The organism is Pseudomonas sp. D8002 (genome assembly GCF_013385695.1).
Lineage (GTDB): Bacteria > Pseudomonadota > Gammaproteobacteria > Pseudomonadales > Pseudomonadaceae > Aquipseudomonas.
In genome coordinates this window covers 127,776-141,461 of sequence record NZ_JACAPM010000049.1, presented here as the reverse complement: position 1 = coordinate 141,461, position 13,686 = coordinate 127,776, and the positions used below count along the sequence as shown (strand labels likewise).

At 59.8% G+C, this 13,686-nt stretch carries 16 protein-coding genes, 1 tRNA gene and 1 pseudogene; 6 read left to right on the top strand and 12 right to left on the bottom strand.

The features are described from left to right. Genes HX807_RS26665 through HX807_RS26645 form a run of 5 tightly spaced genes read right to left on the bottom strand, consistent with a single transcriptional unit; the run spans position 1 to position 4,721 of the window. Positions 1–2,019 (bottom strand): LTA synthase family protein, encoded by a 2,019-nt coding sequence (locus HX807_RS26665; protein ID WP_177008164.1) that lies wholly within the window; start codon positions 2,017–2,019, stop codon positions 1–3. After that, positions 2,019–2,618, bottom strand: a complete 600-nt coding sequence (locus HX807_RS26660) for a hypothetical protein (RefSeq protein ID WP_087695143.1) — start codon at positions 2,616–2,618, stop codon at positions 2,019–2,021. The genes HX807_RS26665 and HX807_RS26660 overlap by 1 nt, the downstream gene beginning before the upstream one ends. Then, positions 2,618–3,886, bottom strand: a complete 1,269-nt coding sequence (locus HX807_RS26655; RefSeq protein ID WP_102606350.1) for an exo-alpha-sialidase — start codon at positions 3,884–3,886, stop codon at positions 2,618–2,620. The genes HX807_RS26660 and HX807_RS26655 overlap by 1 nt, the downstream gene beginning before the upstream one ends. A gap of 23 nt (positions 3,887–3,909) precedes the next feature. Further along, positions 3,910–4,455 (bottom strand): cytochrome b/b6 domain-containing protein, encoded by a 546-nt coding sequence (locus tag HX807_RS26650; RefSeq protein WP_177051588.1) that lies wholly within the window; start codon positions 4,453–4,455, stop codon positions 3,910–3,912. Next, positions 4,455–4,721: a PepSY domain-containing protein gene (locus tag HX807_RS26645; RefSeq protein ID WP_003210334.1), complete on the bottom strand. Its 267-nt coding sequence runs from the start codon at positions 4,719–4,721 to the stop codon at positions 4,455–4,457. Before HX807_RS26645 ends, HX807_RS26650 begins: the two co-directional genes overlap by 1 nt. Before the next feature lie 147 nt (positions 4,722–4,868). On the opposite strand from HX807_RS26645, the gene HX807_RS26640 reads away from it, so the two are divergent. Together HX807_RS26640 and HX807_RS26635 are read left to right on the top strand one after the other, a co-directional pair. Then, positions 4,869–5,531, top strand: coding sequence for a response regulator (locus HX807_RS26640; RefSeq protein WP_008438452.1), 663 nt, complete (start codon positions 4,869–4,871; stop codon positions 5,529–5,531). Then, positions 5,528–6,925, top strand: a complete 1,398-nt coding sequence (locus HX807_RS26635) for a sensor histidine kinase (protein WP_177051586.1) — start codon at positions 5,528–5,530, stop codon at positions 6,923–6,925. The genes HX807_RS26640 and HX807_RS26635 overlap by 4 nt, the downstream gene beginning before the upstream one ends. Here the strand turns inward: HX807_RS26635 and HX807_RS26630 are convergent. The 5 genes and pseudogenes from HX807_RS26630 to HX807_RS26610 all read right to left on the bottom strand — a co-directional run bounded on the left by HX807_RS26630 (position 6,882) and on the right by HX807_RS26610 (position 9,665). Further along, the gene (locus tag HX807_RS26630) at positions 6,882–7,352 is read right to left on the bottom strand and encodes a hypothetical protein (protein WP_087695139.1); all 471 of its coding nucleotides are present in this window, start codon (positions 7,350–7,352) and stop codon (positions 6,882–6,884) included. The genes HX807_RS26635 and HX807_RS26630 overlap by 44 nt on opposite strands. A gap of 9 nt (positions 7,353–7,361) precedes the next feature. Further along, positions 7,362–7,640: a colicin E3-like toxin immunity protein gene (locus HX807_RS26625; RefSeq protein WP_008438442.1), complete on the bottom strand. Its 279-nt coding sequence runs from the start codon at positions 7,638–7,640 to the stop codon at positions 7,362–7,364. A gap of 15 nt (positions 7,641–7,655) precedes the next feature. After that, positions 7,656–8,814 (bottom strand): annotated as a pseudogene (locus tag HX807_RS26620) (S-type pyocin domain-containing protein). 124 nt (positions 8,815–8,938) lie between these two features. Continuing rightward, positions 8,939–9,259, bottom strand: coding sequence for a hypothetical protein (locus HX807_RS26615; protein WP_008438441.1), 321 nt, complete (start codon positions 9,257–9,259; stop codon positions 8,939–8,941). A gap of 37 nt (positions 9,260–9,296) precedes the next feature. Beyond that, positions 9,297–9,665, bottom strand: coding sequence for a PH domain-containing protein (locus HX807_RS26610; RefSeq protein WP_003210321.1), 369 nt, complete (start codon positions 9,663–9,665; stop codon positions 9,297–9,299). Between the two features lie 157 nt (positions 9,666–9,822). Here HX807_RS26610 and HX807_RS26605 point away from each other — a divergent pair, with 157 nt between their 5' ends. Beyond that, positions 9,823–10,458, top strand: coding sequence for a LysE family translocator (locus tag HX807_RS26605; RefSeq protein WP_134325800.1), 636 nt, complete (start codon positions 9,823–9,825; stop codon positions 10,456–10,458). On the opposite strand, the gene HX807_RS26600 is transcribed toward HX807_RS26605, so the two are convergent. Both HX807_RS26600 and HX807_RS26595 read right to left on the bottom strand, forming a co-directional pair. Next, on the bottom strand, positions 10,455–10,784 hold the full coding sequence (locus HX807_RS26600; RefSeq protein WP_003210318.1) for a hypothetical protein: 330 nt from the start codon (positions 10,782–10,784) through the stop codon (positions 10,455–10,457). The two genes, HX807_RS26605 and HX807_RS26600, sit on opposite strands and share 4 nt — an antisense overlap. A 94-nt stretch (positions 10,785–10,878) precedes the next feature. Beyond that, positions 10,879–10,963 (bottom strand) — tRNA-Leu (locus tag HX807_RS26595). Between the two features lie 108 nt (positions 10,964–11,071). Between HX807_RS26595 and queA the strand changes: the two genes are divergently transcribed. Genes queA through yajC form a run of 3 tightly spaced genes read left to right on the top strand, consistent with a single transcriptional unit; the run spans position 11,072 to position 13,624 of the window. Then, complete coding sequence (gene queA / locus HX807_RS26590) at positions 11,072–12,121, top strand: tRNA preQ1(34) S-adenosylmethionine ribosyltransferase-isomerase QueA (protein ID WP_003210316.1); 1,050 nt, start codon at positions 11,072–11,074, stop codon at positions 12,119–12,121. A gap of 5 nt (positions 12,122–12,126) precedes the next feature. After that, positions 12,127–13,242, top strand: a complete 1,116-nt coding sequence (tgt, locus tag HX807_RS26585; RefSeq protein ID WP_003210314.1) for a tRNA guanosine(34) transglycosylase Tgt — start codon at positions 12,127–12,129, stop codon at positions 13,240–13,242. A gap of 43 nt (positions 13,243–13,285) precedes the next feature. After that, positions 13,286–13,624, top strand: a complete 339-nt coding sequence (gene yajC / locus HX807_RS26580) for a preprotein translocase subunit YajC (RefSeq protein WP_003175975.1) — start codon at positions 13,286–13,288, stop codon at positions 13,622–13,624. Positions 13,625–13,686 lie beyond the last annotated feature (62 nt).

The window sequence follows — 13,686 nt, the reverse complement described above, 5'->3', positions numbered from 1 at the left end:
TCAGCGCACGTTCCGGAACAACATCAATCGCGCACTCTCATGCAGGCCACGAGTCAGCCCCTGCAACCGCTCAAACTCCTCGGGATACTGCTGAGCCACATTGTCCCTCGGCGTTTGCGACGCCAGGTCATGCAGGGTCGGCGAGCTGCCGTCGTGCTCCATTTGCAGCAGGAAGTCCTTGGTCACGCCGCCGATCAGCGGGAACGTGCCCTCGCGCAATACCAGCGGCACCACGCGCTCGCCTTCCGGCGCAGGTTGCTGGATATCCCGGCCCATCGCGCCATTGCGGAACGGTATGCCCGCCATGCCGGCCACGGTCGGCAGCAGGTCCGCCAGGCCGACGGCTTCTTCGATCACCCGGGGTTGCAGGCCGGGCGCGTGGATCATCATCGGCACGTTGTTGCTTTCCAGCCCAAGCTGCTCGAATGCCGGCGCCATGTGCGGAATCTGGCTGATTCGGGTGTTGTGGTCGCCGAAGAACACGAAGATGGTGTTGTCGTAGTAACCGCCAGCCTTGGCGATTTCCATCAGGCGGCCGATGTTGAAGTCCAGCAGGCGCACGGCGTTGTACTGCTCGACGCTGCGGCTGCCTGCGGCCTGGACTTGTTCCACGGTGAGGTCATGCACCTTGAAGCCATCGTTGGTCTTGGGGATGGTGAACGGGCGGTGATTGCCGGAGGTTTGCAGGTAGGCGAAGAACGGTTGGTCCTTGGGGATGGCCCGCAGCAGTTCGTCGCCTTCCTTGAACAGGTCCAGATCCGAAACGCCCCACACGTCCACCCGTGGCGAGCGCCAGTGGCTTTCGTCATACAGCTTCACGCCGTCGATGCTCTGGCGGATCAAGGCGTTGATATTCGCCCAGCCGGCATTGCCGCCGATCATGTAGAGCTTCTGGTAGTCCTCGAACGCATTGATCAAGGTGTGTTGCCGGGTGATCAGCGGGTTGCGGGTCGCCGTCTCCTGGCGGGTAACGTCGGGCACGCCGGTGATGCTCGCCCACACGGTTTTGGCGGTGCCGGTGACGGGCACGTAGAAGTGTTTGAAGAACCAGCTTTCCTTCGCCAGCTTGTCGAGGTTCGGCGTGGGGTTCAGCGGGTTGCCATAGGCGCCCACGGCGCTGGTGCCGAGGGACTCGAGCATCACGAAGATCACGTTCGGCGGGCGCTCGCCCTTGAGCCGATAAGGCTGCACGGCTTGTTCACGGGCGAAGTTCAACTGCTCGGGGTCGGGCTGGCTGACCCCCAGATAATTCGCGACTTGCGGGTAATGCTCTCGCACCCGCGCCTCATCGAATTGCGACTGGCCGACCTTGAGGGTGTCGTACAGAAACAGCACCGGGTTGAGGCCCACGGCGGCGATCTGGTTGTTGCCGGAAAAGAACGCGTCGCTCCAGCGCAGAGGCACCGGGTTTTCGATATTGAGGTTGGCGACGCGGCCGAGCAGGGCCAGCAATACCGCGATCACGCCGACGGTGGCCACGGATGCGATGGCCAACTTGCCAATGGGTTTGCGTTCGCCATCCAGGGTGATGCGTTCAAGGCGAACCAGGGCGTAGGTCCATAGGCCGACGGCGGCAAGCCAGCTCAAGGTTATCCACAGCACCGGGTAGGTTTCCCACACCATCTGTTGTGAAATCTGCGCGTCTTCCAGGTAACGCAGCACCGTGGCGTTGATGCGCACACCGAGGTAGGCGTAGTGGCCGAAGTCGATGATGTACACCAGCCCGACGATGGCCAGCGCCAGCAGCAGATAACCCCGTGCCAGCCAGCGCAGGGCGGGGACAGTCACCAGGTTCCAGCGTGGCAGCCAGGCGAGCAGTGCCAGGGGCAACAGGATCAGCACCGCCAGGCGCAGGTCGAAACGCAGGCCGATGCCCACGGTTTCCAGCAGTGCGGGCTCCCTCAGGCCGACCCCGGAAAATCCCCATACAAACACCAGCCGCAGTGCCGCCAGCAACGCAAATACCAAACCGATCGCGCCCACGCCGTAGCGCAGGCGGCGCGAGTGCAACCATCCCATCATTGACCTCTGTGCAATTTTAAAAGAGGGCGCCAGGCAGCCATCGCCAGCATCCACAACCCGGCCACCAGGCAGTAGCCCGTCAGCAGTGGGTCGATCAGATAGTCCCAGTAGTTTTCCGAGGCCTTGAGCCGCAGCGCGAACGCCAGGGTGCCCGCCGCGAGCATCCACACCGCCAGCGTATTACGCAGCCAGAGCATCAACAGTGCTGCCGCGCCTATCAGCACGATCATCGGCCGAGGGTTGAAACCCCAGCGGTAGGGGTCAAAGTACGTCAGGCCCATCGTTGCCGGGTACAGCACCAGGCTCAGGATGCCAAACAGCAGCAGCACCTGGACCTTCAGCGGGCGCTGGAGCGGCTGCACCACACCCAACCGGCACAGGCTGACCCACGCCAGCAACACCAGGGTGCTGATGGCCAGGTCATCGGTGAAGCTGCGCACATACGCCGCCAACGGCAGTTCGTTGACCGGGATAAAACTCACCACCACCAACACCGGCAGCAGCCAGGGGCGCCAGGGTGTTGTGACGCGCAACAGGCTGAGCAGCACAAAACCCAACAGCACAAAACTCAAATGCGCTTGCCATACAGAAACCATCACAGGCGCTCCGACAGCCAGGCTTCGTTGAAGCTGACATGTTTGATAAAGGTGTTATTCCACGAGTACACCAGGTGGTACATGCCGTCCGGGCTGCGGCTGAAGTACGGGTACTCGTATTCGAAATCGCAGCCACGGGGCTTGCACACCCGGTAATCCAGGTTGCTGAGGAAGCGTTGTTCCAGCGGCAGGCGCAGGGCACCGCTGGAGGCGCGGAAGCCTTCGCCGATGATTTCCTTGTAGGCCTCGGGGGAGAACGGTTGGCCCAAGGGGTCGGGGGATTGATCCAGTTCCACCACGGTGCGCCACTGATTGAGCTTGGCATCGGTGCCGTACAGGCTGAGCTTGAAGCGGCCGTCCTGCAGGTCGTTGAGGGCCACGAGCAAACCGTCGCCTTCAGTGCTGACGGCTGCCAGCGAGGAGTTGGGATTGGACGGTTCCAATGGGTAAGGCTCGCTCCAGGTTTGGCCGGCGTCTTCGGTGCGGCTGGCGAGGACTCGGTGATGGGTTTCGCCGGCGTAACGCAACATGGCGATGGCGCGTTGGCCGTCCTGCGGGACGATGGTCGGCTGCAGCGAGTTCTTCCCACGGCTGATACGGAATTTGTCGACCACCGCACCGTCGGGGCTCAAGTACAGGTACTCGGCGAATTTGCCCATGAACTCGTGGTACACCGGCAGGCCGATGGAACCGTCGGCGTGGAATACCGGTGCGGCGCGCACCAGCGTGCTGATATTGAAGAATGGCGAGGTGATCAGTTGCCGAGGGGCCGACCAGTTCGTCCCGAGGTCATCCGAGACCATCACGTTGATCGCGCTGGTGGCCCAGCCGCCTACCGACACCGAAACGTAGAACATCCACAGGCGATTGTCCGGTGCCAGGGCGATCACCGGGTTGCCCAGCTTGCGGATGTAGCGGTGCGTGCCGTCGCGGGTGCTTTCGCGGGTGGCCAATACTTGCTCCGGGCCCCACTCGGCGCTTTTCGCGTCAAAGCGCGCGGTGCGCACCTGCACATCGGCGGCGCCCTCGCGGGACCCGGCAAACCACACGGCCATCAGGTCGCCGCCGGGCAGGGCGGTGACCGAGGAGGAATGCACAAAGTCATTGAGCTGCGAGGAGACAAAGCGGCTGCTGTATTGCGGGGCGGCCTCTGTTGGCGAGCTGTCCTTGGGGCCTTGGGCAAACGGCGCCAATACGTGGGGCGGATGACTTTGCCAGGCGGCGAAAAACACCACCAGCAGACTGCAGATCATTAAAAGCGGGCGCATAGAGAACCTGTCGGGAAAAAGGATTACTGCGCACGGTCATCCGGCAGGCGCCTCCTGCGGCCGGTGAGCATGGATAACGGCAGGTTGTCCCGCACCTGGATACTTTCAAACAACGCCGCCAGCACATGCACGCCTACCAGGCCGGCCAGTACATTGGCGGCAGTTTCGTGCAACAGCAGCGGCCAATCGGCGCCCCACAGGGCGTCGACTTCCTGCATCAAAAAGCCACTGGCACCGATAGCCAGCAGCGCCAGCAACATCAGAATCATCACCAGCGCGCCAATGGGCGAATGGCCCAGGCGGTGCCGCGGCCGGCGGTTGAGCAGTGAACGCACATGGCCCATGAGCCGTTCCGGCGTTGGCCAGAAGTCCGCCCAGCGCGCGCTGCGCGGACCGACAAATCCCCACACCAACCGCACCAGCAACCAGGCCATGGCGTAATAGCCCAGCCATACGTGCCAGTCGTCGCCTGCCTCGTTGAAGAAGTAATTGGCCACAAAGACGCCGGCGATGGAGAGGTGAAACACCCTCACCACCGGGTCCCAGAGGCGCAGGGAGGTGGCTGGCATCAGCCCTTGATCTCTGTCTTCACGGCCTTGCCGGTGACTGGATCGTGGTAGATCTCGACCTTGCGCTTGTCCTTGTCAAAGCCATAGATCTCGTAGCAGTTGCCGTCAGTGACCTTGAACTTGCTGATCTCGTAGCCCTGGGCCTTGAGTTGCTCCTGAAAGGCCTTCTGGTCCTGCCATTGCGAGCGCTCGGCAGTGGTGCATTGCGGGCCGGCGAAGGCCATGGGGCTGGCGATAATCAGCGACAGCAAGAGAATTTTGCGCATGGAAGCACTCTCAGCAGATGTGGGAGATTTCACTGTGCAAAACCAACCTTAGCGAAAGCTTAGTTGGCAACGGCCCGTAACATCTTTCCCGAAATAGCCTCGACGGTTACACGGCATCATGCCGCCGGTTACTCCAGAGAATCAGTTATGCGCCTGCTCCTTGTCGAAGATGATCGTGCCCTTGGCCAAGGGATCCGCGTGGCCCTGGGCGCCGAAGGCTACACCCTGGACTGGTTGCAGGATGGCGTCAGCGCCTTGCACGCGTTGCGCACCGAAAGCTTCGACCTGCTGCTGCTCGACCTCGGCCTGCCGCGCCTCGACGGCCTCACACTCCTGCAAACCCTGCGTGCCGAGCAATACGACCTGCCGGTGCTGATCCTCACCGCCCGCGACGGCACCGCCGAACGCATTGCCGGCCTGGATGCCGGCGCCGACGACTACCTGGTCAAACCCTTCGATGTCGAAGAGTTCAAGGCCCGCGTCCGCGCCCTGTTGCGCCGCAGCCAGGGCCGGGCGCAGCCATTGCTGGAACATGCGGGCGTGAGCCTGGACCCGGTGACCCAACAGGTCAGTTATCAAGGCGAGGACGTTGTGGTCACGCCGATGGAATACCAACTGCTGCACCAACTGATGGTGCGCCCCGGCAAAGTCGTCACCCGCGAACGTCTGTCCCGCGCGCTGTACGGCTGGCAGGACCGCGTCGAAAGCAACACCCTCGAAGTCCTTATCCACAACCTGCGCAAAAAACTCTCCACCGAACTGATCCGCACCGTACGCGGCGTGGGCTACGTGGTGGAACTCAAGCCATGAACTCGGTCCGCGCGCGCATCCTCATTCCGGTGCTGGTGCTGATCCTGCTGGGTGATGGCCTGATCAGTTGGCTGGTGCTGCGGGACAGCCACCACGAAATCGAAGAAGTCTACGACGCTCAACTCGCCCAAAGTGCCCGCTTGCTGCAAGGCGTACTGCGCCAGCGCGACCCCGGCGATGCCGATTGGGACCGCCTGTACCAGGCTTTCGATCAAGCCATGAGCCGCGTCGGCGAAGACGGCGCCGCGCATCCCTACGAAACCCGCCTGACCTTTCAGGTATGGCGCACCGACGGCCAACTGCTGGTGCGCTCCACCGACGCGCCGATCCTCAACGCACCGCCCACCACCCTCGGGCCTCACGACCTGATGGAAAACGGCAATGACTGGTGCGCGTTCATGCTCGCCGACATGCAACAAGGCCTGCTGATCTGGGTGGGCGAGCGCGACGACATTCGCCAGGACGTGATCCAGCGCATCATCCGCCACACCCTCTGGCCCATCCTGATTGGCGTGCCGCTGCTGGCGTTGTTGATCTGGCTGACCATCGGCTGGGGCCTCAAGCCCCTGCGCGCCATGGCCCAGGCCATTCGCGGGCGGGACAGCAATACGTTGCGACCGCTGCAACTTGAACCGTTGCCGGCGGACCTGGAACCGATGCAAACCGCGCTGAACCGCCTGCTGGTGCAGGTGGATGACCTGCTGGAGCGGGAGCGTCGGTTTATCGCGGACGCGGCGCATGAACTGCGCACGCCGTTGGCGATATTGCGCATTCACGCGCAGAACGCCCAGAGCGCGGAAACCGAGGAGCAGCGGCGAGAGGCGTTGGACTTCCTGGTGAATGGCGTGGACCGGGCGACGCGTATTGGCAGCCAACTGCTGACCATGGCGCGCATCGAGCCGCAGTTGAACAACACCGTACGAGTGCGTGTGCCGTTGACGGAGTTGGTGCGCGAAGAACTTGCGGAACTGACGCCCCTGGCGATGGAGAAAGGCGTTGAGTTGGTGCTGGAAGGGGATGAGGAATGCTGGATTGAAACGGACCCGATAGCGTTGGCGATTGCGCTGCAGAACCTGGTGACCAATGCGCTGAATTTCTCGCCGGCGGGGAGTGAGGTGAGGGTGGTGGTGCGGGAGGAGGATTCGGGCGTGGTGCAGCTGTGTGTGGAGGATGCGGGGCCGGGGATTGATGAAGGGGAGATTGGGCGGTTGTTCGAGCGGTTTTATAGTCGTGGGAATGCGAATGGGGCGGGGTTGGGGTTGGCGATTGTGCAGATGATCGTGGGGAAGATTGGGGGGCGGTTGGAGTTGTATAACCGGGAGGTGGGTGGGTTGTGTGCGCGGTTGAGTTTTAGCGCCTGCGTGCTGAAACCGGTGGGAATACCACACCGTTGAAGGTGTGGGTGCAGCAGTTGCAAAACGGCTTCATGAGCGCGGGTGTCAGTTGTGGGTTAACCTTTTGCAGCAGGCCAGCCTCGTCGACATACAAGCCGCTGTAGTAACTGGATTCGTCCGTTCGTACGTACTCTTTTTTGTCGCTTTCATGCAGAGCAACCATCCAGAACACAGGTTCCGGGCGGTCCAGGCGGGCGTTGGCTTCGCTGAACACACCATCCCAATGATGGCCGACCTTGGACAGAAGAAACCGAAATAGTGGCGTGTAATCGAGACCGTGCCGGTGATGGCTATGCATTGATCCACGGCTGAGCATGGAATTCTTTTCACTTTTACTATGGCGTTGTTGCCTGTAGGTGCGGCAACTGCCGTGACGCACGTTGTGCGTGCGGGTGTTGACTGAGCGGTAGAGAGGGGGCTTTTTCATTGGATTCCTTTATGGTTTCTTGGAGGATTGGGGCGGCCATGTGCCTTGGTAGCTGAAAGAGATTTGGTAATCGAAGTTCACGGGTTCAATTACGTGCTGGAAATGCGGTTGGATAGTCGCTATCCAGCTTGGGCGAACGTTGAACACGTCCGCATATATCGCCGTTTCTTGACTCAACCCTAGTGTTTCAAAAAAGCTCTCCGCGTCATCAATATCTGCCGAGTATTCATCTGCCTTCACGTAATTGCTTTGCTTGTCGTACCAACGCAACCTGACTTTCATAACCATGATGTGTTTTCCACTTTATCTGTATATGCGGCGTTCGGGTTTTGCTCGACCTCGGCGCTCACCGGTGTAGGGATCGAATGCGCCTAGGTGGGCAAGGTCACTGTTTCGATAGACTTCTAATTCGCCTTTCTTGGAATTCCACTCAAATATTTTCCTCCCTTTGGCATCTATCCAGCGTTCGCGTAAGCCGGTACCGCCTTTTCTAGGTGTCACGGGTCTTTGGTCTATCAGACCTGGAAAGCCTGTTATGTCTGCAGCGTTGGGGGCCGGGAAATAATCATGGTCCGGGTTTTTAAGCCCCTTTCGTGGTTCGTTAACCACCACATACAGCGGCCGAACCCCCGACTCCACCGAAAAAACCAGAATAAAATCCCGATACTCCGGCGGATAAATCGGGTTCACCAGCATCTGTTTGGCCGCCTCCGTCGGCGGATAAATCCACATCACCGGCGCTTGTGGTGCAGCCTCCAATGCCGGTATGCCAAGGGTGTCGCCAGGATCAATGGCCGGCGTCCAAATCAGCTCCACACCCTCGCCAAGATCCGCCACGAACTGACTGTCACGACTCTGAAACTGCACCACATCGATCATCTGCCAGTCGGTATTTTTACCGGTGTAAAACCCATATCCCTTCAGCGTCCCATCGGCGCGTTGCTCGATATGCAACCGCATCCGCGAACGGGCTTTTTGCAGGTGACGAAGCTGCTCCATAGAGCGCACTGTCGCCAAGCTCCGACGGCCAGGCCAGCGCCACCAGCCCTGCAAGCAAACCCCCAGCGGCGGCACCGATCGCCGCAGCCGCGGACTCCAACGCGGATGTGCGCAGCACAAGCTGGCCAAGCCCAACGGGTAGGGCACTACCGCTGATTTTCCTGAGGGAAACTCCGCCTTGGCTGTCCACTTCCCGTCCGCCTAACAGCGTGAAGTGGCCGTAATCCTTGATCAGCTCAAGCGGCACATAACCGGTGGGGTTGTTGTAGCTGATGATCCCGTCGGGCAACTGGCACGACTTGGCGAATACATGGCCTGGAATTCTCGCGGGTTCAGGCGTGGGCGCGGGAGGGGCTTCATACAAATCAATGAACGGTGAATACGGAATCTGCTTAGGCTGCGGCGTCAGGATTCGCCGCTTCAGCTGCTCTTCTTCGGTAATTGGATACGCGCGCTCTGTCATGGCTGCTCACTTCCCTGTGCAAGGAAGCGAGCCTATGAGAGCGGAGAAGAACCTGAAATTCTCGTTGTTCGATGGGAGGTGTGGGAAAGTCACTTTAGCAATCGCTACATTGATTCAAGCACGCTTACTCTGCCTGAGAGCGCTGTATCTGCGCGCCCAACTGCGCGGCTTTATTACGTAACCCGTCCAACCGGTCGTTCAACTCCTTGTATCCAGGCTTCCAGAAAAAAACGCCGCCTTCGCTGCTTTGTCCAAGAACGAGGTCATTGAACGAGCCCATTCCGCCGTATGCAGAGCGCAAATAGGTGATTCCGGAGTAATCGGATGCTTGCAATAAGGTTTTGGCCTTACGCATCCATCGGCTCCAGTGATTGTCCCCATCGCTTTCCAGCAGGATGGCAAGTTCCTCAAGCACATCGATTAGCTCTGCGGTTTTTGGGCCCATAGTGGGAAATCCTTAAAAGCGGAGTTTTCGTAACGGTTCAAAGCACATGCCGGGAAATCACCCTCGATATCTCAACAATCGACGTCTTCCCCGTGAACTCAAACTTCACTTTCCCCACCGCCGAAAAGTAAATCTCCAGCTCCGAATCCAGATCGAACGTCCCGGAGGTTTCCACCGAATACGCGACGATGTTTTTGTACGGCAGGGACGTGAAGTCTTTTTTGCTGCCGGTAATTCCCTGCACGTTCACGGCGATGATGCGCTTGGTGGTGAACACCACCCCATCGCGCATGGCCTTATAGGAATCGATGACCTGCTCATCATCCAGCAGCAATGACGAAACGCGCTCGGCGTATTCGTTGTTCTGCTTGAGCTTGAAGAAGCCTTTGTTGTTGAAGTCGATCATGTGCCTTTCCTTGGGTGAGTGGTGCAGCAGATGCCGGTACCGGTGTATGACGTTTTGCTCGCGGATCTGTATCTAACGGCGTTCCTTTTATCGACCTACCATGGCGCCAACAACCCGCCGGCCATTACAAGGTTTTACGTCGTCAAGGAGCCACACCATGCCCGAACTCTCCAGCGTGCTTGCCTACGGCCTGATCTCGCTCGGCATGGTACTGACGCCCGGCCCGAACATGATTTACCTCATTTCGCGGTCGATCTGCCAGGGGCGAGTGGCCGGGCTGATTTCCCTGGGCGGCGTTGCGATGGGTTTTGTCGTCTATATGTTCTGCGCGGCATTGGGTATCACCGCTTTGGTGATGGCGGTTCCCTATGCCTACGACGCGCTGCGGCTCGGCGGGGCGCTGTATCTGGTTTACCTGGCCTGGCAGGCGGTGAAGCCGGGTGGCCGGTCGCCGTTCCAGGTGCGGGACTTGCCCAAGGACAGCCCGCGCAAGCTGTTCATGATGGGCTTTGTCACCAACCTGCTGAATCCCAAAGTGGCAGTGATGTATCTGTCGTTGCTGCCCCAGTTTATCGACCCCAACGGGCACGCCAGTGTGCTGTCGCAATCGCTGGTACTGGGCTTTACGCAGATCATGATCAGCGTGAGCGTCAACGGGCTGATCGCTCTGATGGCGGGCTCGATCGCGGGGTTCTTCATCCGCAAACCGGTCTGGCAAACCGTACAGCGCTGGTTGATGGGCTCGGTGCTGATGGGCCTGGCTGTACGCATGGCGGTCGAAGGCAGGCGTTAAAGGATCGCCTTCAGGTAATCCTTGAGTGCGTTGAGCGGGGCATTGAGTTCTTCGAGTGTCGTCGCTTGGCGCGCATCCACCGCAAGCCGTTGCAGCTCGCGGCCCATCACGGTGTGTGCACCGCCCAGGGATTCGAGGGCCAATGCCAGGCACTCGTCGATCTTATGCTGGATGGCATTGATATCGCCCTTGCGCACCAGCAAGCCAAACACCTCCCGCTCATAGCCGTCCATGACCAGGTCGTCCCGCAGAATCGGGCTCGCGCCTTCGGTCTCATGCACCAGCTTGAGCGCAAAAAGCGCTACAGCTTCCAGCGTCTGTTCCATGGCCAAGGTTCCTCTTTTCTCGCGTTCGCCCGCCCATCATCACTTTCCTGCAGGCGAAAAAAAAGACCTTGAATTTCAAGGTCTTTTTTTAAGATGGTGCCCCGAGGGAGACTCGAACTCCCACTCCTTTCGAAAACGGATTTTGAATCCGCCGCGTCTACCAATTCCGCCATCAGGGCTCAATGGCGGCGAAGTATAGAGATGAGATTACCGTTGGTCAATCACGTTTCATGGTCAATTTTCACTATTTCCGCTAGACTTCCCGGCCCTGCTAGACGAACCCCATCATGCGCGTTGCTGACTTTACTTTTGAGCTCCCTGATTCGCTGATCGCTCGCCATCCTTTGGCCGAGCGTCGCGCCAGTCGACTGCTGACCCTGGACGGGGTCAGCGGTGCCCTCGCACACCGTCAATTCACTGATTTGCTTGAGCATTTGCGCCCGGGCGACTTGATGGTTTTCAACAATACCCGGGTGATTCCGGCTCGCCTTTTTGGCCAGAAAGCATCCGGCGGCAAGCTGGAAATTCTGGTGGAGCGGGTGCTGGACAGCCATCGCGTGCTGGCCCATGTGCGCTCCAGCAAGTCGCCGAAACCGGGTTCGAAGATCCTTATCGATGGCGGTGGCGAAGCAGAAATGCTGGCCCGTCATGATGCGTTGTTCGAGCTTGGGTTTGCCGAGGAAGTGTTGCCGCTGCTGGAACGCGTCGGCCATATGCCGTTGCCTCCTTATATAGACCGCCCGGATGAAGACTCGGACCGCGAGCGTTATCAGACGGTGTATTCCCAGCGCCTGGGCGCGGTGGCTGCACCGACGGCGGGGCTGCATTTCGACCAGCCGCTGCTGGATGCGATTGCCGCCAAAGGCGTTGAAACGGCCTATGTGACCCTGCACGTGGGGGCCGGCACGTTTCAGCCGGTGCGTGTGGATAACATCGAAGACCACCATATGCACAGCGAGTGGCTGGAAGTCAGCCAGGACGTCGTGGATGCGGTTGACGCGTGCAAGGCGCGCGGCGGGCGGGTGGTGGCGGTCGGTACGACCAGCGTGCGCTCGCTGGAAAGCGCGGCGCGCGATGGCGTGCTCAAGCCGTTCAGTGGCGACACAGACATCTTTATTTACCCGGGCCGGCCGTTTCATGTGGTCGATGCCCTGGTGACCAATTTCCATTTGCCGGAATCCACGCTGTTGATGCTGGTGTCGGCATTTGCCGGTTATCCCGAGACCATGGCCGCTTATCAAGCCGCCATCGATAACGGATACCGTTTTTTCAGCTACGGTGATGCGATGTTTATCACCCGTAATCCGGCGCCGCGCGGCCCAGAGGAACAATCATGAGTCGTATGTCGTTTGAATTGCTGGCCACGGATGGTAAAGCTCGCCGCGGCCGTTTGACTTTCCCTCGCGGTACCGTCGAGACCCCGGCTTTTATGCCGGTCGGTACCTACGGCACGGTAAAAGGCATGCTGCCGCGTGACATCGTCGCCACGGGCGCCGAGATCATCCTCGGCAACACCTTCCACCTGTGGCTGCGTCCGGGCACCGAAGTGATCAAGAAGCATGGCGACCTGCATGACTTCATGAAGTGGCAAGGCCCGATCCTCACTGACTCCGGTGGTTTCCAGGTGTTCAGCCTGGGCGCCATGCGCAAGATCAAGGAGGAGGGCGTGACCTTCGCCTCCCCGGTGGACGGCGCCAAAGTGTTCATGGGCCCGGAAGAGTCGATGCAGGTGCAACGTGACCTGGGCTCCGACATCGTGATGATTTTCGACGAGTGCACGCCGTACCCGGCCGATGAAGACGTCGCGCGGATTTCCATGGAGCTGTCGTTGCGTTGGGCCCAGCGCTCGAAAAACGCCCATGGCGATAACACCGCTGCCCTGTTCGGTATCGTGCAGGGCGGCATGCATGAAAGCTTGCGCAAGCGCTCGCTGGAAGGCCTGGACAAGATCGGCTTCGACGGCCTGGCCATCGGCGGCCTGTCGGTGGGCGAGCCCAAGCACGAGATGATCAAGGTGCTGGATTACCTGCCGGGCCTGATGCCGGCTGACAAACCTCGTTACCTTATGGGCGTTGGCAAACCGGAGGATCTCGTAGAGGGTGTGCGCCGCGGTGTGGACATGTTCGATTGCGTGATGCCAACCCGTAATGCCCGCAATGGGCATCTGTTCATCGATACAGGCGTGCTGAAGATCCGTAACGCGTTCCATCGCCATGATGAATCGCCGCTGGATCCTACCTGTGACTGCTACACCTGCCAGAACTTCTCGCGCGCTTATCTGCACCATCTGGACAAGTGTGGGGAAATGCTGGGTAGCATGTTGAATACCATCCACAATTTGCGTCACTACCAAGTCCTGATGGCTGGTTTGCGCGAGGCTATTCAACAGGGTACATTGGCCGCCTTCGTCGATGCCTTCTATGCCAAGCGCGGGCTGCCTGTGCCGCCCTTGGACTGAGTTTTCCGACCCTAAGATTCACTATTTGCAACTGGAGTGCTAAATGAGCTTTTTTATCTCTAATGCCATGGCTGATGCCGCTGCACCGGCCGCTGCCGGTCCTATGGGCGGTGGTTTTGAGTGGATTTTCCTGGTCGGCTTCCTGGTCATCTTCTACCTGATGATCTGGCGTCCACAGGCCAAGCGCGCCAAAGAGCAGAAGAACCTGCTGGGCAGCTTGCAGAAAGGCGACGAAGTCGTGACCACTGGCGGCATCGCCGGCAAGATCACTAAAGTGTCCGACGCTTTCGTGGTTCTGGAAGTCTCCGACACCGTAGAAATGAAGTTCCAGAAGGGCGCCATCGCTGCCACGCTGCCAAAAGGCACGCTCAAAGCGATCTAAGTAACAACCTTTACCAATCGACGGGGCGCGCAAGGCGCCCCGCGTTATAAGCGGGCGGCGTG